Origin of the sequence: Marinomonas mediterranea MMB-1 (assembly GCF_000192865.1) — a bacterium.
Taxonomy (GTDB): Bacteria; Pseudomonadota; Gammaproteobacteria; order Pseudomonadales; family Marinomonadaceae; genus Marinomonas; species Marinomonas mediterranea.
Genome location: NC_015276.1, coordinates 1,656,711 through 1,678,837 on the forward strand (window position 1 = coordinate 1,656,711; position 22,127 = coordinate 1,678,837).

A 22,127-nucleotide genomic window follows, 5' to 3' on the forward strand; every position below is an offset into this window, starting at 1 on the left:
TTTTATGCGAGAAAACTATTTCATTATGTGCTTTTAAATATTATTTATTCAGTTGAGAAATAGAATCGGCTGATGGACTTCCTGGGGGAAATTATGGAAAAGCGTACACTTCGCGAAACACTACATAGCGGATACGGTCAAAGCTTTGATGTTGATCAGGTCTTTTTTGAGCTTGATACGGATCACCAACATTTAATCATCTTTGAAAACGAAACGTTTGGACGCATCATGGCATTGGATGGTGTCATTCAGACAACTGAAAGAGATGAATTTATTTACCACGAAATGATGGCGCATGTTCCTTTGTTTGCACACGGTGATGCCAAACGAGTGCTAATCATTGGTGGCGGCGATGGCGGCATGCTGAGAGAGGTATTACGTCATCCTGAAGTCGAGAGTGTAACGCAGGTCGAAATCGATCAAGCTGTTGTGGATATGTGTAAAGAGTATTTGCCTAACCACTCTGCTGGCGCATTTGATGATCCAAAAGCAACGGTTGTCATTGCCGATGGTGTCGACTATGTAAGTGAAACTTCTGATAAATTTGATGTCATTATATCGGATTGCACCGATCCTATTGGTCCTGGAGAGGTGCTTTTTAGTTCTCGATTCTATGAAGGTTGTAAGCGTTGTTTGAATGAGGGTGGAATATTCGTCGCTCAAAATGGCGTAAGCTTTATGCAAATTGACGAAGTATCTACGACTGCAAAGCGCTTATCTCCTTACTTTAGCGATGTTTCATTTTACTCTGCTGCCGTTCCTACTTACGTAGGCGGCATCATGACTTTTGCTTGGGGAACAGATAATGAATCTGCTCGTTCCGTCGAAGCGTCAGTTATTCGAGAGCGTTTTGAGAAAGCGGGCTTTAAGACTCGTTTTTATACACCTGAACTACATGCTGCTGCGTTTGCTTTACCACAATACGTGATCGATGCAATATAACGGCATACACCTCTTAACACCTGAATGCGCACCAAAATGAGCATTCAGGTGTTTCCCTCCTTTTAATCATTATATTTAGCTCTGTTCTAAAGAGCGATGTGAGTGTGAATTTATCTATGAAACAGTGGTCTGTGAAGGATTCAATTGAGCTGTACAATGTGGATCATTGGAGCGGTGGCTTTTTCTCAATTAATGATAAAGGGTGCGTCACGGCGCTGCCAAATAAAAAGCAACAAGTCGATTTAACCGAGCTGGCGAAAGCGTTAAAGGAGCAAAATGTCTCTTATCCTTGCTTGGTTCGCTTCCCAGATATCCTTCATTCTCGTATTGAACGAATTACACAATCGTTTTGTGACGCGATTGACCATTATCAGTACAAGGCAGATTATGCGATTGTTTACCCTATAAAGGTAAACCAGCAGAGAAGGGTGGTTGAAGAAATCACCAGCTGCCGACCTGACAATGCATCTAAAGTGGGTTTAGAAGCGGGTAGTAAACCTGAGCTGATGGCTGTTTTGGCAATGCATCAAAGTGCCGATGGCATCATTGTTTGTAATGGTTATAAGGACAAAGAGTTCATTCATTTAGCGTTAATGGCTGAAAAAATGGGCCATCAAGTGTTTCTCGTGGTTGAAAAGTTTCATGAACTCGAATGGATTATAGAGGAAGCAAAACGACTAGATGTCTCGCCTCGAATTGGAATACGTATTCGTCTGGCTTCTACCTGCTCGACGCATTGGGGGAACAGTGGTGGTGAGAAGTCTAAGTTTGGATTAACAACATCGCAGCTTTTGAGGTCGGTTCAACTTCTAAAAAACCAGAATATGGTTCACTGCCTTGAGCTGATTCATTTTCATTTGGGGTCTCAAATAACTCGTATTCGAGACATTCAAAATAGCCTTAAAGAGTGCGCTCGTTATTATTCTGAACTGCACTTAATGGGGGTTAATATCCAATGGGTTGATGTCGGCGGTGGCTTGGGGGTTGATTACGAAGGAACCCGCAGTCAAAGTGCTTACAGTGCGAACTACAGTATAAGTGAATACGCGAACAACGTGGTGTTTGCGTTTCATAATATCTGTGAGCAATATAATTTGCCGCATCCTCATATAATTTCGGAATCAGGGCGAGCAGTTACCGCCCATCATGCCATGATTATTGCTGATGTGTTTTCTCATGGTGTTGAACATCTCCCTATTTCTAAGCCGGCATCTGACAGCGAATCAGAGCTTCAGCGTTTATGGGAATCTTATGAGGCGTTAAAAAATGAGGTGTCGGATAAACGCTCATTAGTTGAGATTTATCATGATTTGGCTGACGACTTTAATGATAGTCTTACTTTGTATAACCTCGGGCAATTAACATTGGAGCAACGAGGTCTTGCGGAGAATGTGTTTTTATCAGCCTGCCGCCTACTTCTTCCTAGGTTAAATAGCCGAAATCGAGCGCATAGACCTGTTATTGATGATTTAAATGAGAGGTTGGCAGAGAAGTTGTTTGTTAACGTATCTGTATTCCAATCTATGCCGGACGCATGGGGAATTGATCAAGTTTTTCCTGTGCTGCCATTACAAGGGCTCGATATGGCACCAAGCTTTCGAGGAAAAATCCAAGACGTTACATGTGACTCAGATGGTTGCTTATATCGCTATGTGGATGGTGAAGGGCTTGAATCTTCTCTTCCGTTGCCGCCTCCACCCAAAGACGAAGATTACTTAATGGGTTTCTTTATGGTTGGGGCGTACCAGGAGACCTTGGGTGATCTGCATAATTTGTTTGGTGATACCTGTTCTGTTGACGTATATTTATCCGAAGATAGCTTCAAAGTTGAGCATGTATTACATGGTGACAGTGTTCAAGATGTGTTGACGTATGTTAGCTATAATGACAAAGAGTTGTTTAAACGTTACGAAGAGAAAATCGCGCAAAGCCTGTTAGAAGAGGGTGAAAAAGAAGCCTTATTTAATACTTATAAGAAAGTGTTAAAAGGAACAACCTACTTGAAATAAGGCTAATTTAGCTAAGGGGAGGTATGAACAAGTCCACTGGCTTCAGCGTGTGGATAACTCTTCTTTATTCGAGGCAAGTTTCGCCGTCCAATATGAGCATATTGGCAAGAAAGTTAACAAGAATTAAAGATAGTTTAGCCCTCGCCCTTTGGGTCTTTCAGAGAAACAGCCTATCTTCGTTAAGAGTGATTGAAAGGTATCAACATTCCTACTCACTCTCGCCTTGATAGGCTGTTTCTCTGATAAGACTGAAGCTCATAAGACTTATTCGTACCTTCCCTAATAACAAGAGAGTCTAGATGGTAGATGAAAATACGATTGTACGGCTGCCCGCAGATTGGGAATCTCATGCTAGAAGTTGGATTGTTTGGCCACATAAGGATGAGGCTGCGGAAGAACAAATTGGATCAATGAAAGCAAGTCTAAGGATGCTAATAGACACTATTTTAAACTATGAGCCTGTCACTATTATTGTTCACCCTGAAGATGCAGATGAAGTAAATGAGCTTTACTCTGTTAAAACAGGATTGGCCCTCGATATAGAGGTGTTTCCAGTTCAATTGAATTGGGCCAAAGATATCATGCCGTTGTTTTTAAAGACGTCTGAAGGGGAGTTGATAGCGAGAAGTTGGCACTTCAATGCTTGGAGTAAAAAGTTTAAATCGAGTGGTGATTCTTATTCGATAACTAACTGGCTCTCTGGTGTTCCAATTAAAAGTGGAGATCCCATCACGTTCGACTGTATCGATGAACTTCATGGTCTTGGGTCAATACAGTCTGATGGAGAAGGAACATTGCTTGTCACCAAGCAGAGTATGATAGGTGACAAACTGGATGAGGGCCTAACCAATGATGAGATCGAGACGTTATTAAGAAAAGAATTAGGCGCTGAAAAAGTTATTTGGCTTGAGCATGGCATATGGGGAGACAACTTACTTGAAGGTCATGTGAGTGGTGTTGCTTCTTTCGCGTCCCCTGGGGTGGTTTTGACGATGCTGAGCGAAGATGAAAGTCATCCAAATGCCACGGTGTTCCAAGAAAATAAGCAAATACTTTCAATGAGTTCGGATGCTCAAGGGCGCTCTCTGCAAGTGGTTGAAATTCCACAGCCTATGACGGTATTGTGGGATGACACACCACTGCCGTTGTCATATGTAAACTTCTATCCGGTAAAAGGGGCAATTCTTGTTCCAGTATTTGATGATCCTCACGACACCATAGCGTTAAATGCATATGAAACTTTATTTCCAGGTCACGATATTATAGCCATCAATGCTTTACCATTTTTTAGAAACGGCGGTGGACTTCACTCTCTGCTTGCTCCGCAGCCTACTGTATAGGCCTTGTTTAATCGTCGTGAGAAGTGTGTTTGGGGCCGCTCGGTGTTTTGGTTATTTGCTATTGTTAGTTATAGGGCTTTAGGCATAAAAAAAGCCCACTTTACAGTGGGCTGAATTGCTGTCCTTTTCATCAAAGCCAAAGGGGGGAGCGATGATGATTTAGCATTATTGGCACGAAGATCTAAAAAATGTACGATCAAATCTTAATGGAAGGCAAAAGTAGCTGCTCTTTCCGAAAGGTTGGTTGACCAAGACACATCCATTACCAACCAGAGATAATTATAGCTCGTTTTAAGTTATCTTGTGTGTCATTTTTAAACTGTTTCTTTATCTTTGACGATTTAATTATACATTATGTCTAATTTTGCTTTACCTACCCCGCCTTATTTTTCAGTCACTTTATGTACATCGGAGTTATATGACGACCTGATGTTTAAGATAATGACGGAAAAAGTGTTAGAGCTTGCTGAAGGGCTTGACGGCTTTTTGGGGCATGAATGGACCAGTCAAGAAGAAAGTATTTCGATTACCTACTGGAGCTCAATCAGTGCCGCCCGTGAGTGGATGGCGCACCCAATGCATGCAAAAACCATCAACATTGGTAACCAATTTTGGTTCTCATCTTACTCTTTAAAATTGGCAGAAGTGAAGGAAGAAAAGAGAGTGAAGGACAATTTGATCGAGGCAAATACGAGTCGCTTCCCTTATATTGAAACGCCTAGAGGTGTTCTCAAGGTGCTTTCTTACGACAATATTGCATTATTACATCGTTTCGTGAACAAAGAGCGTGAGCATCTTGCAAAGTGGGAGCCTCTGCGTAACGAAGAGTATTACACGCTAAAAACATGCGAGTTGCGTGTAAAAGAAATGCGTCGTGAGTTTTTAGAGGATAAAGGCGTTGTCTTGTGTTTGTTGAATAAGGATGAGACCGAAATGATCGCTTACACAAACTTTTCATCAATCTCCCGCGGGATCTTTCAGTCTTGTTGTTTAGGGTATAGCCTTTCAAAAGCGTATGAAGGGCAAGGTTATATGACAGAAGCATTGAGAGCGGGTATTCAATATATGAAATCGATCAGTATTGATCGAATACAAGCCAGTTATATGCCTGCTAATAACCGCAGTGCGGCAGTATTAAAACGCCTTGGTTTTGAAAAAGAAGGGGTGTCGAAGGACTATCTTAAAATTAATGGATCTTGGGAAGATCACATTGTTACTGCTCTACTAATGAGAGACTAGGGAAGAGCTCTCGAATACACGTGTTTGTGCGCTTTCGTCTAATCCTGCTTTTTTAAAACGAACACGCGCCCACTTTTTGGTGGTGGAGTAAATACGCGAAGTACGGGGATGGACGACTTCTTAGGGTTGATGAAAGAAAAAGATTCTTTGGTGTTTAAGAAGATTCCAAAATCTGGGATATCTGCGGGAGCGTTCTTTTCATTGTTTAGTTGAACCGCATGCCCATGTTTACCCAAGCCATAAAGGAACTGAGAAGAGTTCTTAAAATAGTGACGAGCTGATTTGTAGTTCGGTGGGAAGAAGAGCATTTCAAAGCGACTCGCATGACTTTCAGAAAGTGTCCAGTGCAGTAAACCGTCTTTGTCTTTATGCTTTTGCGCTTGTCCGTTTGCTACTTTTATCATCTGTGTTTCTGAGTCTGTAAGCTGTTTTTTTACTTCAAATACTAAGTACTTTGCGTGAGCGGATAAGGTTACCGTTTGACACGAGTTTTGGTAATGGAGCCAACTTCCTTGATGTGCTTTTAGGGTATTTTCTTCATCGGTTGTTCGGAGAAAAAGTTGGCCTTCTATTACAAAGATAAAAGAGTCGCATGGATAAATAGCGAACTGGCTAGGAGCATCTTCCTGTAGCGTGTCGACAAGGCTAATTTTAATCTGTTGCGTATTATGCAGAATCGTCTTGGTGCTTTGGCTACCAATTAAGTGCGTTATATGGGATGACGCGCTAACGACGTTCGACATGAATTTGATCCTTTTGCTGTCCAAAAACAAAATATGATTGTTTTATAATCTACTTTATACCTGATTATAGCTTCAATTGCGTATTCTTTTTATAGAAGGTTGCAGGCATAGAGCTGCATTATTTATAGTAGGCCTCAAATGTAACTGTGTATTGAAGCGCTTTGTGCGAGTCTAGCTATCTATAAAGGATACGACGTTTGAGTGATTTGTCGAACTTTGAGTCGAATGAGACTCTTTCATTAAAAGAATATACCGAAAAAGCTTACTTAAATTATTCAATGTATGTGATTTTGGATAGGGCATTGCCTCATATCGGCGATGGTTTAAAACCTGTGCAACGACGCATTGTGTATGCAATGAGTGAGTTAGGTCTTAAGGCTACAGCAAAGTATAAAAAATCTGCTCGGACAGTGGGTGATGTACTAGGTAAGTTTCACCCTCACGGCGACAGTGCGTGTTACGAAGCGATGGTATTGATGGCCCAACCTTTCTCATATCGATACCCATTGGTCGATGGTCAAGGTAACTGGGGGGCGCCAGATGATCCAAAATCGTTTGCGGCGATGCGTTATACCGAATCTCGACTATCGAAATATTCCGATGTTTTATTGAGAGAAGTCAGTCAAGGCACCGTGGATTGGGTGCCCAATTTTGATGGTACTTTAAAAGAGCCTTCTGTCCTGCCAGCTAGATTGCCAAACTTATTGCTCAATGGCACGACGGGGATCGCGGTAGGGATGGCGACAGATGTTCCTCCGCATAACCTGCGCGAAATTGGTAATGCGTGCGTTCACTTATTGAATAACCCTAAAGCCGAACTTGACGAGTTGCTTGAGCACGTACAAGGTCCTGATTTTCCTACAGGCGGCGAGATTATCACGTCTCGTTCTGACCTTCGTAAAATGTACGAGCTAGGGAAAGGTCAGGTAAAAGCACGTGCGCGATATCGCATTGAAGACGGTGAAATTGTTGTTTATGAACTGCCTCATCAGGTATCAGGCAGTAAGGTATTAGAGCAAGTTGCTGCTCAAATGCAGGCGAAAAAGCTGCCAATGGTCGTTGATCTCAGAGATGAGTCTGATCACGAAAACCCAACACGCTTTGTAATTGTGCCTAAGTCGAGCCGAGTAGATACAGAGTCGGTCATGACTCACCTGTTTGCGACGACCGATTTAGAGAAATCTTACCGCGTTAATATGAACGTAATCGGTCTGGATGGGCTGCCTCAAGTTAAGGGGTTAAGGGCCTTTATTAAAGAGTGGCTAACGTTCCGAATTGACGTTGTTCGCAAACGTCTGCAGTTTCGCTTAGATAAAGTACTTAACCGTCTACATATTTTGGAAGGTCTCTTGGTTGCCTTCCTCAATATCGATGAAGTCATTGATATCATTCGTAATGAAGATAAGCCAAAAGAAGAGCTGATTAAGCGATTTGGGTTGTCTGATAGTCAAGCTGAAGCAATTCTTGAACTGAAACTTCGTCATTTAGCGAAGCTTGAAGAGATGCGCATTAAGTCTGAGCAAGATGAGTTGAATAAAGAGCGTGAACAGCTCGAAGCACTGCTTGGGTCGGACAGAAAACTTAAAAAGCTCATTACAGAAGAGATCAAAGAAGCGATCGAAGACTTTGGTGATGAACGACGTACGCCTCTAATAGAGCGCAAGGAAGCACAAGCCTTTAGTGAAGAGGATTTGCTCTCCAATGACCCGGTTACCGTCGTACTGTCCAAGCAAGGCTGGATACGTGCTGCAAAAGGGCATGATATCGATGTGACAGGTTTGAGTTACAAATCGGGCGACGAATTTTTGTTGAGTGCTAAGGGGCGTACGAATCAAACATTGGTTCTGATTGCATCCAATGGGCGAACATATTCTTTAAAAGCGCATACTTTGCCTTCCGCGAGAGGACAGGGGGAACCGATAACAGGACGCATCTCATTAGAAAAAGGCGCGACTATTGTTGCTGCTGTGCTTGATAGTGAAGAGGCTCATTATCTGTTAGCCAGTGATGCAGGTTATGGTTTTGTCGCACAACTGAAAGATTTATATGCGAAAAATAAGGCAGGTAAAGCGACGCTCTCTCTACCGTCTAACGCAGAGGTTATCTCCCCGGTTAAAGTGGAGAGCCCAGAAGGTGATAAAGTCGTCGTAGTCTCTAATGAAGGCCGTATGCTTGCGTTTAGTGTCAAGTCCTTACCGCAAATGGCAAAAGGTAAAGGCAATAAAATGCTGAGTATTCCTTCTTCAAGAGCGGCTGACCGTGAAGAGTTGGTTATTGCGATGGCGACGATTCAGTCTAACGATTTGCTCGTTGCACATTCAGGTAAACGTTTCTTGTCATTGGCTGAGAAAGACCTCCAAGAGTATGTAGGGGAGCGTGGCCGAAGAGGGTTGAAGCTTCCAAGAGGGTTCCAGCGTATTGATATGCTCGAAGTTAAAAAGGGCGAAGGGAAAGCGGTTAGTTATTAAACACTATTGTAACAATACGAAAAATTAATCGTTTTTGTAGTGACTTTTAACATATAGGCACTACAATTCGTGCGTTTGCATGCTGAAAACTTGTGTGCAAACGCTTCACGCAATTAGGAGAATAAGTATGAAAGGCAGTGCAAAAGTTATAGACGCATTAAATGGTCTGCTTGCCAATGAGTTGGCTGCAATTGATCAGTATTTCATTCATTCCAGAATGTATGATGATTGGGGGTTGCAGAAGCTATATGACCGTTTGAATCATGAAATGGAAGAAGAGAAAGATCATGCTGATTGGTTGATCAAGCGCATTCTTTTTCTAGAAGGTGTTCCATGCATGACCAAACGTCGTGACTTACTTATTGGGTCGAACGTTAAGTCTATGATGCAAAATGATCTGACTTTGGAGCTTGAAGTTGTTACTTGTGCACGTAATGCCATTGCGGTTTGTGAACAAGAAAATGACTATCAGACTCGAGAAGTGCTTGAGAAGCTTCTGTTTGATACGGAAGAAGATCACGTTTACTGGTTGGAAAAACAGCTTGGTCTTATGGATAAGATTGGTATGCAAAACTACCATCAATCTCAGATGTAACGTTAGGGGACTCTGGATATGAAAGGTGATAAAGACGTTGTTTCTCATTTAAATAAAGTATTGGCAAATGAGCTTGTGGGTATTAATCAATATTTCCTACATGCCAGAATGTTTAAAGACTTCGGTTTTGAGAAGTTGGACAAGGCTGATTACAAAACGTCCATCCAAAAGATGAAAAATGCAGATCGCTTAATCGAGCGTGTACTGTTTTTGGAAGGGTTGCCTAATTTGCAAGATCTCGGAAGACTGCGTATTGGTGAAGATGCTCAAGAGATGATCCAAGCGAATATGGAGTTTGAGACAGAGTCTCTAAAAGTGCTTGTTGATGCGATTGGTTTGTGCGAACTAAAGCAAGACTTCATCAGTCGCGGTGTCTTGGAAGCGATCCAAGAAGAGCAAGAAGAGCAAATTGATTGGTTAGAAACTCAGCAAGAGTTGATTAAGAGCACTGGACTTGAAAACTATTTGCAGTCTCAAGTAGACAAATAGTTAACATGCGCTGTCTTTTGGCAGCATCGGTTTTATTGGTAATAAATAAAAGACTCGAATAAGTGATGTATTTGAGGGGGCTTTTTCGGGTTTTTTATGCCACTTTTACAGCGGATTCCGCTAACTGTAACAGCTCTTCGTTGAGAATCGACTTGACGTGCTTGCAGCATTTGCCGCACTGAGAACCTGCTTCAGTTTCTTGATACAGTTCGCGCATGGTTGTTGCTCCATCCTGAACCGCAGATTTAATCTGATTATCCGTTACACCGTTACAAAGACATACATACATGAATGTAAATCACTCTCAATAAAATTATCATATTGAGACTATAGTTAGAATGATAACGGTTATCAATAAAAAAATGACTATTTGGTTTCTTGGATTAATAGTTTTTTTAAAAGCTACTAGGTTGGTCTTTTATAAGCGGGGATCAGAAGGTCTGAAAGGGTATAGGCATTCTGCAGTGTATGAGAAAAAGTTATGTTCAATTCCCTGTGCCATACACTGCAGAATGTTATGCTGTTTTTAACAGGTTAGCTTTGAATTTGGATAAACCGTTTTCTAAAGCTGATTAGGATAAGTCTTCGTTTTCGATGATGTCGTATAGTGTTTTGAATAGTGACTCTGCGCTATGTGCGCCTTGAATCATGAATTGATCATTGACGACATATGTTGGAACGGAGTTTATCCCCATTGTACCAAGGTGCTTTAGTTTCTTTTCCGTCAAGACTTGATCTTCAAGGCAGAATAGATTGTCTATTTCAGACTGCCCAACACCTGCATCTTTCGCTATCTTTATAAGCTCAGATTTATCACCAATGTTGATGCCTTGGGCGAAGTAAGCGTCAAACAAAGCTAATGCGACTGCTGTGCTTAGCTCGCTTGATTTGACTCGCGTCATAAGTTGATGGGCTAAAAAAGTATTAGGCACGATATCATCTTCAGAGAAGTTGAATATGAGGCCTTCTTGTTGACCGATTTGTTGCAGAGCATGGCTCACTTCATTTAGCTTTTCTTGGCTGCCGAATTTTTTGCTAAGGTAGGCGTCTCGGTCGACGCCTTCTGCTGGGATTTCTGGATGCAATTCGAACGGTTGCCAGCGAAGGTCAAACTTATAGTCGTCACCAAGTTGTTCAATGGCTTGGTTCAATCTGTTGTATCCTAAATAACACCAAGGGCATACGTAATCCGCAATGATATCGATGCGTATATCTGCCATTATCTCTCCAATTAATATTTATAACGTCAAATGAGTTGTTTTGAGTGTGTTGAAATACTCTGATTTTAATTCACGCCAAAAGCAATGCATTGGCTAATATGGCTATAGGGTAGCCCTGATTCATCATGCCAGTGATTAAATGCAGATTGCGCAGCCGCTAACGCTGATTTTGTCTCTCGTCCCGTCTCTATAATACCATTGGAACGCAAATAGCCTTCAACATCTTTGGTTAATAAGAATGAATCTTTTCCCATACTTCTCAGGGTGTAAGGTCCAGTATTACCACCTAACCTGTTTCCTTGTTTTTTTAGTTGTTGCCAGAGCTCCACTATATTGCTGCTCGGCCATTCGCTGACAAAGTTTGAAAAGCTCCCATGCTCTTTGGCGATTTCATGAATCATGGCAGCATTATCCCTAATCGTCATTACTTTCCCCAAGTGGCGAATGATACGAGTGTCTTTCGCCTTCTCTTCCCACATTTCGTTGTGGATCAGGAGCATTTTTTCTATATCGAAGTTAAAGAAGACGGTTTCGAAATTCGGCCATTTGTCGCGTACAACTTTCCAGCTTATACCGGATTGAAATACTTTTTGTGAAAAAGCAGATAGCCATCGATCATCCGAGATGCTCTCAAGCGCGTTTTTATCAAGAGGAGTGAAGAGATGCTCTTTTAACGTCTCTTCGTTAGTGAATCTGGTGACGGCTCGTTCATAAATGTTTTCAAACGCTTCGTAATTCATGCTGTCTCCGCAGGGGTAGTAAGTTGTGCGACCTATAATATCATCTTAAAAGTGAGTGGCGAGTCACGCCTTGAGGTGTATAAGTCTTCCTGATACTTTTTTGTGTGCCTACCTACCGCTTTAACATATAATCGCCCTCTATAGTAGTTAGGACGGAACGAGAGAGAATCTATATGACGCACTTGAGCGTGAATCTAAATAAAATTGGCTTGTTACGAAATTCTCGCGGTCGAGATTACCCAAATGTGGTTGAGATGGCGAAAAGAACGCTTGATTTAGGGGCTTTTGGGGTGACGATTCATCCAAGGCCTGATCAGCGCCATGCTACATACAAAGATGCGCACGACTTAAAGAACTTACTTAAGAAGTATCCAGGCAAAGAATTAAATATTGAAGGATTTCCAGATAAAGAATTTTTGAATGTCGTTTTAGAGGCTCAACCTGACCAGTGCACACTCGTTCCTGATGATCCAAATCAGTTAACTTCTGATCATGGTTGGAATATTGCTCGTGATCAGGACGCATTGCGTCCGGTAATTGGAAAGCTAAAAGCTCAAGGCATTCGCGTTGTTTTGTTTATGGATCCCATCGCTGAAAACATGAAACTTGCCAAAGAGGTTGGGGCTGATAGGGTTGAGCTATATACGGAAGAATACGCTAGCCAATACGATACAGAAGAAAGAGCTGCGGTTTTACAGCGTTATCAGGATGCTGCTCAGGCTGCATTGGATGCTGGTTTAGGTGTAAATGCGGGTCATGATCTAGATCTAAGTAACGTGGAAGCACTGTGTGAGAACGGAGCGATTACGGAAGTGTCTATCGGACATGCTTTGACGGTCGAAGCCCTAGAATACGGCTGGGATAATGTTGTAAAAATGTATCTTGAAAAGCTCAGCTAGCATGACCGGAAGACAGCGCCAACATTGTGATAAATGTGGCTTTATTGATCGGCAGTGTGTTTGTCAGTTCATACGACAGGCAAGAGTGCCGCAACGCGTCATCATTATTCAAGATCAAAAAGAGGCGAGCCATGCCAAGAATACGGTTGGTTTGCTTTCATTGGCGCTTCCACAAATTGAAGTGATTAAAGTGCAGGTTGATGAGGATGTGTCATCTTATCTGACGGGCTTTTCGCCCGATGATACTGCCTTACTGCATCCTTCAGAGCATGCAGAGGTTATTGAGTCTCTGGATGTTGATCGGAAATTTGGTATTAATACGTTGGTGGTGATTGATGCCACTTGGCGGCGAGCGAAGCGGATTCTACTCTCAAACCCGAGCTTACAGAAGTTTCCCGCTTTAACGTTTGGTCAGACTGTGAAGAGTGTATATAGTATTCGTAAGGCTCCTTCGGCCGAAGACTTGTCAACGTTTGAGGCAGGCGTCTATGCTTTAGAGCAGTTGAATAATATTCGTTTGGAGCCTTTAGTCGAATTCATGGCGCGCTCCATAGATTGGCAATGGCGGGATCAGCCTAAAGAGCACCGGCACAATTGAACGTGAGCAGTTGAACCTGAAAAGTTAGCAGCTTGCTTCTTAGCATTCACATTTGTTGCTTGCTCAAGAGTAAAGTACAAAATTAAGGTATGCATTGAATGACAAATAAAACAGAGACAGAGATTGAAGCGGCAGTGTTTAGACGATTGTTAGAACACCTTGATAGTCGCAAAGACGTTCAAAATATCGAATTGATGAATCTTGCTGGATTTTGCCGAAATTGTTTAAGTAAATGGTACTCTGCAGCGGCAGAAGAACGTGGAGTCGACGTGAACTACGAGGCAGCACGTGAACTGGTCTATGGAGAGCCTTACGCCGAATGGAAAGACAAATATCAGACGACTGCTACTCAGGAGCAGATCGAAGCGTTTAATAAGAAGTAGAAGGTGAAAATGGGCCTTTTGAACTTGCCTATTACCCTTTGTACTGGGAAGAGTGTATGACCTCTTTTCGGGCTATTGTATTTGCCCTTGTCTTGGTTGTGCCGAGCTACTGCCTCTATGCGAAAATATCGGATTCGTACCGTGCTTTGGCGGCAAAAATTGGTTCTGAATATGGAGGTCGTGCCGAAAAGCGTATTTTGGCATGGCGCCAAGTGATTGATGACAACCGAAATGCCAAGATAGTTGATAAATTAAAGGCCGTAAATAACTTCTTTAACCTAATGGATTTTGTTGATGATATTGATCATTGGGGGAAGAAAGATTATTGGGCAACACCAGTCGAATTTCTCGCCACACGCGGTGGGGACTGTGAAGATTTTACCATAGCAAAGTATTTTGCACTTAGAGAGCTTGGCGTACCGGACGAAAAATTACGTCTTGTTTACGTTAAAGCGTTGAAACTCAATCAACATCACATGGTGTTGGCGTATTATCATAAACCTACCTCTGTCCCTGTGATTCTGGACAATTTAGACAAAGAACTTAAACCTGCATCGAAGCGAAGAGACCTTTTGCCAATTTATTCGTTTAATGCTGAAAACCTTTGGCTATCAAAAGAGAAGGGGCGAGGTGTGTTGGTAGGTGGCTCCTCAAGACTTAGCTTGTGGACTGACTTAAATAACCGACTCACGGAATTTGAAAAGTAGGAGACTCTAATGACACTTTTTCGGCAACTTATGCTGACCATTTTTATACTCTTGTCTTTTGTTTTGATGGTAGTAATGGCCATTAACTTTAAGACGACAAAAGACTACTTGGTTGAGCAGTTGCGATCAACGACCCAAGACACTGCCACATCGCTAAGTATGCAGGTGTCTGACTTTATGGCATTAGAGGATTATGCGTCAGTCGATAGTTCACTTAATGCCGTCTTTGATAGCGGTTATTTTTCTAAGGTTCGAGTCCATGTTTATGATACGGATTCAGATGTTGAAAGGTCGAATCAAACCGTCATTCAGGGTGTGCCAGCGTGGTTTATAAACTCTATTGATTTCGAGGTGCCAACAGCCAAAGCCGTGGTTTCAAATGGTTGGAATGAGCTTGGTCAAATATACGTCACAGGAAGTGCTGGTTATGGTTATTTTCAGTTGTGGAATGCGACGCGAGGCTTACTACTCTCGTTCCTGATTATTGGCTTGGTGACGATAGCGGTTGGTTGGGTCATGATTCGGTGGTTGTTTAAGCCATTGGCTGAGGTGGAAAAGCAAGCGGAAGCGATTCAGCAGCGTAAATTTGTACGGATGGAAAAGCTACCCAAAACCCGAGAACTGAAGTCAGTTGTTCAGTCAATGAACCGCATGGCTGAAAAGTTAGAAAAAGAGTTTGAGGCGGAAGCAGAAACGGCACAATGGCTTCAGGCAAAAGCGTTTAAAGATCCCGTTAGTGGGTTAGGCAATCGAAACTTTTTTGATAGCCAGATAAAGGCTCATTTTTCTGACGCCGATCGAGTGGTTGATGGGCTGTTGCTTGTAAGCTTGGCAGATTTAGGTCGCCTCAATAATGAGAGAGGTTATGAGGCAACGGATTTATTTATTCGTTCGTCCGCCGACATTATTCAAAGTCAGGTTAGCTTGTCTTCTGCCGAAGCCGTATTGGCGCGTTTAGGGGGAGCGGACTTTATTGTACTGTTGCCTAACATTGACCTTGATCGACTTAAGCATTTTGTTGATGAGACAATTGCAGCACTGCATGAGCTTGCGAGCTCTCGAATCAGTTATTCTGAGTCCGTTGCTAATATCGGTGCGGTCTTGATTGATCAGGCTGATGATAGATCAGCGGCGATGGCTCAAGTTGATGCCGCTTTACGAGCCGCTAAGACGGCTGGATCAAATCAGGTTCGAGTATTCGATAGCGAAGCGGGTGATGACCTAGCGATCGGGCGTATGGCATGGCGTGATATGCTTGAAACTGCAATCGAGTCGAGCTCATTTACGTTGCGTAAGCAAAAAGTATCTGGGCTTGATGACTTAGATAATGTGTTTCACGAAGAGATCTATGCCAGCCTAGAGCATGAAGGTAAGCAGTATCACGCAGGTTACTTTATCGGTCTCGCTGAGCAGTTTGACTTGGGTGATCAAGTGGATCAGGTCATTATCAAGCGTGTTTTAGCCTATTTAGATCAAGAAAAGTCGAGCGCACAGCTTGCTGTTAACTTGTCTGCGTCGGCTTACGCGAAGCCGTCTTTTGTGGCTTGGTTGGATGTGCTTTTAGAAGGGGTGTCGCAAGACATCAAGTCGAAGTTGGCTTTTGAGATTTCTGAGCAAAGTGTGCTGTCGACCGAAGATCATTCCTTCCTACTTGTGCAAACCTTAAAGAGACACAAGGTCACGTTTGGTATAGACAATGTTGGTAAGCAGTTTTCCGCTTTCCAATATTTGCAGACCTTAATGCCCGACTACGTAAAAGTAGATCCTTCATACACCAAGATGGCGGTTGGCGAAGATGCGGAGTCTTTCTTCATGCATACGTTGTGTAAGATGTTTGGAAGCTTAAACATACAAGTGATTGCGACAGGGGTTGAGACGACAAGTCAGATAGATGAGTTGAAACGATTTGATATTGTTAGCGTGCAAGGGTACGCAATTGGTAGACCGCAGGAAATGGTAATCCAATAAAATTCTTAATTTGCGTAAATGAGCCGGTAAGTTACTGACTCATTTACAAAAAAAGCACAAAACGTTACCAGAAAAAAGGACGCTAAATAAGCGAGTCATTACCTGCAGGAGGTAGGTCTTCGCTGATCAAAATAGCATCGTTTGAACCGTTGTGGACACCACGAACCCACTTTCTGCTCAATAGCTTTTTCTGAGCGGCTATGGGCAGCTCTGTAAATTGAATGAGTCGTTTTTCCGCTAACAAGTCAATTAAATCCTCTAAAACACGCATCATGTCTTGGTCTGAGGTCGTTAGCAGCTCTTGCGTATCTTTACCGTCAAGTTTTGATTCGACGATGCCAGCGACGACTGGGTCGTCAGGAGCGACTAATTTTGAATATTCCTCGCTTTGTTGTGTTGCCACATCAATAATTTCGCCTGCATCATTTAGCTTGGCATATAACATAGTTCGCTTCCTCGTCTTACGTCATTCTCATTCCTCATCATGCTTCCCATAATAAGAAATAAACTCTATTCTAGTCTAGTATATACGAATTCGAAATTTGTGACTGGCGTGTTCCTAATCGCTAGTAGTAAAGGAGCAATTGGTTAACATGTCTCAAAAAGACACCCCTAACGATATTCAAAGAGTTGGTGAGCAAGCTTCTAATGTTGAAAATGAAGCAGTAAAGGAGTCAACTCAAAACCCTTCGCAAACGGAAGATAATGCAAATGCAGATCAAATTGCAGAGGCAGGTGTAAACGACACTCCGACAAAAGAAAAAGAACAATGGGAGATTGATGCTTCCCTTCTAGAATACCCAAATCAATTGCTTGATTGCTTGGCTTTACTGAGTAAGTATTTTGATAATCCTTACACGGCGGATGCAATCGCGGCAGGTTTGCCTATTACAGATAATGAAATGACCCCAGAGTTGTTTCAGAGAGCGGCCAAGCGAATAGGCATTAATTCTCGTTTTGTTAAGCGCAATTTGAAAAATATCTCTTCAATGGTGCTGCCTGTCGTGCTTTTGTTAGAAGATAAAAAAGCCTGTGTTTTGTTAGAGGTAAATCAGGAGCAGGGTGTTGCTAAGGTATTTCGACCTGAATCCGGCGAGGGCGAAGTCTATATCAAGTTAGATAAGTTGGAAAAGGTACATACCGGCTACGTTTTCTTTGTTAGGCCTGTATTTAGGTTTGATAAACGCTCTGAGTCAAAGGCGGAAAGATTTAAGAAAGGGCATTGGTTCTGGGGTACGATATCTCGCTCGTGGCGTATTTATCGAGACGTGCTGGTGGCCTCTCTTTTGATTAATCTATTTGCTGTTGCTAGCCCTCTGTTTGTCATGAATGTTTATGACAGGGTGGTGCCAAACAATGCATTTGATACGCTTTGGGTGCTTGCCATCGGTGCGGCCTCTGTTTATCTATTTGATTTTCTTTTGCGGACGCTTCGAAGTTACTTCATTGATATAGCGGGTAAGAAGTCCGATATTTTATTGTCAGCCTCTATTTTCTCTCGTGTTAATAATATGAAAATGGAAGCTCGCCCTAAATCTGTGGGGGCATTTGCTAAGAACCTACAAGAGTTTGAAAGTATTAGAGAGTTTATAACCTCGGCAACGATCACAACGTTAGTAGATCTTCCGTTTATGTTCCTCATTATTGGGGTTATTTGGCTCATCGGCGGTCCTGTTAGCTTTATTCCTTTGGTGACTATTTTCTTAATCTTGGCGTACAGCGTCATCATTCAACGACCGCTGAAACGCTCAATTGAAGAAAGTCAAAAGACCGCCTCCCAAAAGAATGCGCTTTTAATTGAAAGCTTGGTTAATGCTGAAAGCGTGAAGCTAAACAGGGCAGAAGGTGTATTGCAGAAACAATGGGAAGGGGCTGTAGGTAATATTGCGGACTGGGGTGTAAAAACTCGTCAGCTAGCCCAATCGTGTTCTGCATTCGCGCAAGTTGCTCAGCAGCTTACGACTGTTGTTATGGTTATTGCGGGTGTGTACCAGATATCGGAAGGTAACATGAGTATGGGAGCGCTTATTGCTTCTGTCATGTTAACAGGAAGAGCGTTGGGCCCGATGGCACAAATTGCGGGGCTGGCAACGCGCTATAATCAAGCGAAAAGTGCACTAGGCGCGATTAATGAAATCATGTCTGCGCCCGTTGAAAACCCTGAGGACGTAAAATATGTGCATCGACCTGCATTTGAAGGGAACTTTCAATTTGATGGGGTCGCATTTTCATATCCTGAGCAAGAACAGACTGCGATAAGTAATGTCGGCTTTACCATTAAGCCTGGCGAGAAGGTTGCTATCATTGGTCGTATCGGCTCGGGCAAATCGACATTGGGCAAAATTATGACGGGTTTGTACGCGCCTAGCCAAGGGGCTGTGCGTGTTGATGGTGTGGATATGCGCCAAATAAACCCTGCTGATTTGCGTCGCAATATCGGCGCGGTCTCGCAAGACGTTTCTCTGTTTTATGGTTCAATTCGTGACAATATCGTGATGGGCGTGCCTTACATCGAAGATGAGGCGATACTTCGTGCGGCCGATCTTTCAGGTGTGTCTGAGTTTGCAAACCGAAGAGCATCTGGTTTGGACAGCGATGTAGGTGAACGTGGTATGTTGTTATCAGGCGGGCAGCGCCAAAGTATCGCAATTGCACGAGCACTTCTTTTCGACCCGCCCATTTTGATATTAGACGAACCGACGGCATCCATGGATAACACGACAGAAACTCGTATGAAACGGAGGCTCATGGAGGGTTTAAAAGACAAAACCTTGGTACTAATTACGCATAAAGCATCGATGTTGGATATGGTTGACCGGATAATCGTAATGGATAACGGAAGAATGGTTGCTGATGGTCCTAAGGCGCAAGTGCATGAAGCATTACGTCAAGGTAAGTTGAAGGTAAGTTAACGATGTCTAAAACGAATGGTGATGTGGCTCAAAATGATTTGGGCTTTCTGAGTGATCGTAACGCCGCCTTAATGCTGAAAACGCCTCGCGGCGGAAGAATTATATTATGGGTGATCTTTTTATTTTTAACGGCCGGTGTTATTTGGGCTCATTACGCTGAGCTAGATGAAGTGACGGTGGGCGAGGGTACTGTCATTCCGTCTAGTCAATTGCAAGTCGTGCAAAACTTAGAGGGGGGTATCTTAAAAGAAATCGCGACTCGAATTGGTCAAAAAGTGGAACGCGGCCAGCTGTTGATGATCATTGAAAATACTGAGGCGCTGTCGTCATTGCGTGAACAGCAAGTCGAATCGTTTAACTTGGACGCTCGTGCGCAGCGCCTTGCTGCAGAGGCATCAGGGAAAGATCCAGAATTCTCTGATGAAATTAAAGATGCGTATCCGAACATAATTGATCGTGAAGAGGCGCTGTATAATAATCGGTTGGCGTCTCTAAGGGCAAATCAGCAAGTCTTCAAGCAGCAGATAGACCAAAAAAAACAGGAGGTAATCGAGCAAGAAGCAAAGCTTGTTAACTTACGGGACAGTTACGAGTTAGCTGAAGAGGAGTTGGCATTAACTGAGCCAGCTTTTGAGCAAGGGGCCGTGTCTCGTGTAGAACTACTGCAATTGAGAAGGCAGGTTAATACGCTTCGCGGAGATATGGAGGCGACTGAACTTGCTATCCCTCGAGCAAGGTCTTCGCTTAAAGAAGCTGAGAATAAGCTAAAAGAAGTGGATGCTAAATTTAGAGCGGAAGCACAAGAAGATCTAACCAAGGTAAAGGGTAAATTGGATCAAATTAGAGAATCCTCGGTCTCTTTGGAAGATAAAGTATCTCGTACGCAGGTGAGGTCGCCTGTAAAAGGTATTGTTAAGCAGATACAGATCAATACAGTGGGGGGGGTTATCAAGCCTGGGATGAACCTTGTTGAGATCGTCCCTCTAGAGGACTCTTTGCTGATCGAAGCAAAAGTTAGGCCTGAGGATATTGGTTTTATAAAACCAGGGCTGCCGGCTGTGGTTAAGCTTACTGCATATGATTTTGCCGTTTTTGGTGGTTTGCAGGCTAGGGTAGAAACGATATCCGCTGATACGATATTGGACGAAGAAGGAAACAGTTTTTACGCCGTTCGTGTTCGAACGGATAAGAGTTACCTAGGAACAGAAGATCGTCCACTGCCCATTATTCCGGGGATGCAGGCGGGGGTGGATGTCATAACGGGTAAGAAGTCACTACTTGATTATTTACTGAAGCCTATATTAAAAGCGAAGCAAAATGCACTAAGAGAAAGATAGTTACATTTATACTTCGATATGCGTCGCTAAATTTACAAATGTTAACGCTATATTGTTGAAATATGAGTAGAATTTCCATCGAGCATTGGCCAAGTTTATGAGGTTGTTTTGAATATATTGTGCTGGAACACGGATGACGCGATATGGCAGCACTGGGCAAAAGTGATGCCTTTGCAGAGTAATGTGATTCGTGTTCAGAGTAGTGAAGAGGTGTTTGAGGCGCTTAATCGAAAGGCTTCTGAGTTCGAGTACTGTTTCGTTTTCTTAGGTGATGAAAACTTTTCTCGAATGGTTGAGGATGTTGTCGCTATTAAAATTCAATTTAGTGACTTGAAGCTGATCGCGTTTCCGAATCGCTCTAGTCAAGATGCGGCGCTTCGTATGCTTTCTAATGGCGTGAATGGGCAATGTAACCCGTACATTGCCCAAGATCAGCTAGCGTTGGTTTTGTCTGTGGTCGATTCTGGTGAAATATGGGGTGGTAAGGTGTTTATTCAGCAGCTTATCAAGCAGACGGCTCAGCGAGAGCATGTTTTGACCAATGACACTGTATTAGATGAGCTGTCTGACAGGGAGAGAGACGTTGCACTGTTTATTGCAAAAGGGCTTACTAATAAGCAAATTGCGGGTGAAATGGACATTGTAGAGCGCACTGTTAAGGCGCATTTGACTGCGATATTTAAAAAGCTAAATGTTAAAGATAGACTTGCGCTTGCGCTTTTAGTGCAAGGGTGAGTGATTCTCTTTTTTTCGAAGGCGCTTGAAGTGTCTTTATATTTCGTCCTGCTGATCAACTATCCTTTCTCGTTTAGCTTTTCCAAGTTTAGTTTGTACGATTCGCCATCCTCATAATGTTCCATTTTTACTAGCAGATAGTTGAGAGAGGGGGCAAACCAAAAGTAAGTTTGCTTCTTTTTTGATGTATTGTCTGTTCTTTCAACTTTTATTGCGTTTACTCTACCTATCTTTGTGTCGATGGTTTCCGTTCCTCTTCTTGCGAAACTCCAGTGTTTCACGTGGCCTCCGTCAGCAATTTTATACGTAAGGTCCTTTTTGTGGTTTCGTAGGTCGTTACGAATTTGAAGCTGGACGCCAAGCTTATCAATCGTCCCTTCTTCGATTTTCATATTCCAAGGTTTGTTCTTTATGTCGTTTTTTACAGTGTTTTTATCCCAATCGAAAGTGAGTGTTGCTTTGCGTTTTTTTCCTAGGACTTGGCTTTTGTAAAAATAGCTCAATGGAACAATAGTCTCATCTTGTTTAGTAAAGGAGACTTCTTCATGCAGTGACGCGATCAGTGTGCTTGCTTTAAATTTGAAATTCCAAACGTTGTCGCTTGTCTTGGAGAGGGTTTGTGTGCCTTCTACCTTGAGGCTGATGCCTTTTTTCCAGACGGTGCTATACGTTGCGCTATAAGGAGGGATAAATGAGTCTGGACTCTCGGCAGATGAGTGTACATTAGGAGAGGCTAGTACGGGAGCAATGGCGATAAGGCCTGTTGCAAATATAATGCGTGTGTTGATTCCCATACTAGCTCC

General features: G+C 42.8%; 21 protein-coding genes. 15 read left to right on the forward strand and 6 right to left on the reverse strand.

All coding sequences use genetic code 11. The features are described 5' to 3' along the window. Positions 1–93 precede the first annotated feature (93 nt). The 4 genes from speE to MARME_RS21395 all read left to right on the forward strand — a co-directional run bounded on the left by speE (position 94) and on the right by MARME_RS21395 (position 5,530). On the forward strand, positions 94–942 hold the full coding sequence (speE, locus tag MARME_RS07450) for a polyamine aminopropyltransferase (RefSeq protein WP_041648387.1): 849 nt from the start codon (positions 94–96) through the stop codon (positions 940–942). Between the two features lie 116 nt (positions 943–1,058). After that, a complete protein-coding gene (gene speA / locus MARME_RS07455; RefSeq protein ID WP_013660656.1) occupies positions 1,059–2,951 on the forward strand; it encodes a biosynthetic arginine decarboxylase in 1,893 nt (630 codons plus the stop codon). A 299-nt stretch (positions 2,952–3,250) separates the two neighbouring features. Further along, positions 3,251–4,291, forward strand: a complete 1,041-nt coding sequence (locus tag MARME_RS07460) for an agmatine deiminase family protein (protein ID WP_013660657.1) — start codon at positions 3,251–3,253, stop codon at positions 4,289–4,291. Positions 4,292–4,720: 429 nt separating this feature from the next. Beyond that, the gene (locus MARME_RS21395; RefSeq protein WP_223295020.1) at positions 4,721–5,530 is read left to right on the forward strand and encodes a GNAT family N-acetyltransferase; all 810 of its coding nucleotides are present in this window, start codon (positions 4,721–4,723) and stop codon (positions 5,528–5,530) included. Between the two features lie 38 nt (positions 5,531–5,568). Here MARME_RS21395 and MARME_RS07470 read toward each other — a convergent pair whose 3' ends face one another. Further along, on the reverse strand, positions 5,569–6,273 hold the full coding sequence (locus MARME_RS07470) for a hypothetical protein (protein ID WP_013660659.1): 705 nt from the start codon (positions 6,271–6,273) through the stop codon (positions 5,569–5,571). Positions 6,274–6,470: 197 nt separating this feature from the next. Between MARME_RS07470 and parC the strand changes: the two genes are divergently transcribed. The 3 genes from parC (at position 6,471) to bfr (MARME_RS07485) (ending at position 9,825) form a co-directional block, all read left to right on the forward strand. Continuing rightward, a complete protein-coding gene (gene parC / locus MARME_RS07475; protein WP_013660660.1) occupies positions 6,471–8,741 on the forward strand; it encodes a DNA topoisomerase IV subunit A in 2,271 nt (756 codons plus the stop codon). A gap of 127 nt (positions 8,742–8,868) precedes the next feature. Next, entirely contained in the window at positions 8,869–9,336 is a 468-nt protein-coding gene (gene bfr / locus MARME_RS07480; protein ID WP_013660661.1) for a bacterioferritin, read from the forward strand. Positions 9,337–9,354: 18 nt separating this feature from the next. Continuing rightward, positions 9,355–9,825, forward strand: a complete 471-nt coding sequence (bfr, locus tag MARME_RS07485; protein ID WP_013660662.1) for a bacterioferritin — start codon at positions 9,355–9,357, stop codon at positions 9,823–9,825. Between the two features lie 94 nt (positions 9,826–9,919). On the opposite strand, the gene MARME_RS07490 is transcribed toward bfr (MARME_RS07485), so the two are convergent. The 3 genes from MARME_RS07490 to MARME_RS07500 form a co-directional block, all read right to left on the reverse strand. Further along, positions 9,920–10,114 carry a bacterioferritin-associated ferredoxin gene (locus MARME_RS07490; RefSeq protein WP_013660663.1) on the reverse strand — a complete coding sequence of 65 codons (195 nt, stop codon included), beginning with the start codon at positions 10,112–10,114 and terminating at the stop codon, positions 9,920–9,922. Between the two features lie 283 nt (positions 10,115–10,397). Beyond that, positions 10,398–11,045, reverse strand: a complete 648-nt coding sequence (locus MARME_RS07495) for a DsbA family oxidoreductase (protein ID WP_013660664.1) — start codon at positions 11,043–11,045, stop codon at positions 10,398–10,400. 65 nt (positions 11,046–11,110) lie between these two features. After that, on the reverse strand, positions 11,111–11,785 hold the full coding sequence (locus MARME_RS07500) for a DNA-3-methyladenine glycosylase I (RefSeq protein ID WP_013660665.1): 675 nt from the start codon (positions 11,783–11,785) through the stop codon (positions 11,111–11,113). A gap of 173 nt (positions 11,786–11,958) precedes the next feature. On the opposite strand from MARME_RS07500, the gene MARME_RS07505 reads away from it, so the two are divergent. From MARME_RS07505 to MARME_RS07525, 5 genes are all read left to right on the forward strand, one after another. After that, complete coding sequence (locus MARME_RS07505; protein WP_013660666.1) at positions 11,959–12,684, forward strand: pyridoxine 5'-phosphate synthase; 726 nt, start codon at positions 11,959–11,961, stop codon at positions 12,682–12,684. Position 12,685: 1 nt separating this feature from the next. After that, complete coding sequence (locus MARME_RS07510) at positions 12,686–13,282, forward strand: tRNA-uridine aminocarboxypropyltransferase (protein WP_013660667.1); 597 nt, start codon at positions 12,686–12,688, stop codon at positions 13,280–13,282. Between the two features lie 98 nt (positions 13,283–13,380). Continuing rightward, positions 13,381–13,665, forward strand: a complete 285-nt coding sequence (locus tag MARME_RS07515) for a DUF1244 domain-containing protein (protein ID WP_013660668.1) — start codon at positions 13,381–13,383, stop codon at positions 13,663–13,665. 56 nt (positions 13,666–13,721) lie between these two features. Then, on the forward strand, positions 13,722–14,372 hold the full coding sequence (locus MARME_RS07520; RefSeq protein WP_013660669.1) for a transglutaminase-like cysteine peptidase: 651 nt from the start codon (positions 13,722–13,724) through the stop codon (positions 14,370–14,372). A 9-nt stretch (positions 14,373–14,381) separates the two neighbouring features. Further along, on the forward strand, positions 14,382–16,340 hold the full coding sequence (locus tag MARME_RS07525) for a bifunctional diguanylate cyclase/phosphodiesterase (RefSeq protein WP_013660670.1): 1,959 nt from the start codon (positions 14,382–14,384) through the stop codon (positions 16,338–16,340). A gap of 82 nt (positions 16,341–16,422) precedes the next feature. On the opposite strand, the gene MARME_RS07530 is transcribed toward MARME_RS07525, so the two are convergent. Next, positions 16,423–16,785, reverse strand: a complete 363-nt coding sequence (locus tag MARME_RS07530; protein ID WP_013660671.1) for a hypothetical protein — start codon at positions 16,783–16,785, stop codon at positions 16,423–16,425. 148 nt (positions 16,786–16,933) lie between these two features. Here MARME_RS07530 and MARME_RS07535 point away from each other — a divergent pair, with 148 nt between their 5' ends. The 3 genes from MARME_RS07535 (at position 16,934) to MARME_RS07545 (ending at position 21,324) form a co-directional block, all read left to right on the forward strand. Continuing rightward, on the forward strand, positions 16,934–19,252 hold the full coding sequence (locus MARME_RS07535; protein WP_013660672.1) for a type I secretion system permease/ATPase: 2,319 nt from the start codon (positions 16,934–16,936) through the stop codon (positions 19,250–19,252). A 2-nt stretch (positions 19,253–19,254) separates the two neighbouring features. Then, positions 19,255–20,589 (forward strand): HlyD family type I secretion periplasmic adaptor subunit, encoded by a 1,335-nt coding sequence (locus MARME_RS07540; RefSeq protein ID WP_013660673.1) that lies wholly within the window; start codon positions 19,255–19,257, stop codon positions 20,587–20,589. A 108-nt stretch (positions 20,590–20,697) separates the two neighbouring features. Then, positions 20,698–21,324 carry a response regulator transcription factor gene (locus tag MARME_RS07545; protein WP_013660674.1) on the forward strand — a complete coding sequence of 209 codons (627 nt, stop codon included), beginning with the start codon at positions 20,698–20,700 and terminating at the stop codon, positions 21,322–21,324. A 59-nt stretch (positions 21,325–21,383) separates the two neighbouring features. Here the strand turns inward: MARME_RS07545 and MARME_RS07550 are convergent, their stop codons facing one another. Beyond that, positions 21,384–22,118: a DUF3108 domain-containing protein gene (locus MARME_RS07550; RefSeq protein ID WP_013660675.1), complete on the reverse strand. Its 735-nt coding sequence runs from the start codon at positions 22,116–22,118 to the stop codon at positions 21,384–21,386. Between the last annotated feature and the right edge of the window lie 9 nt (positions 22,119–22,127).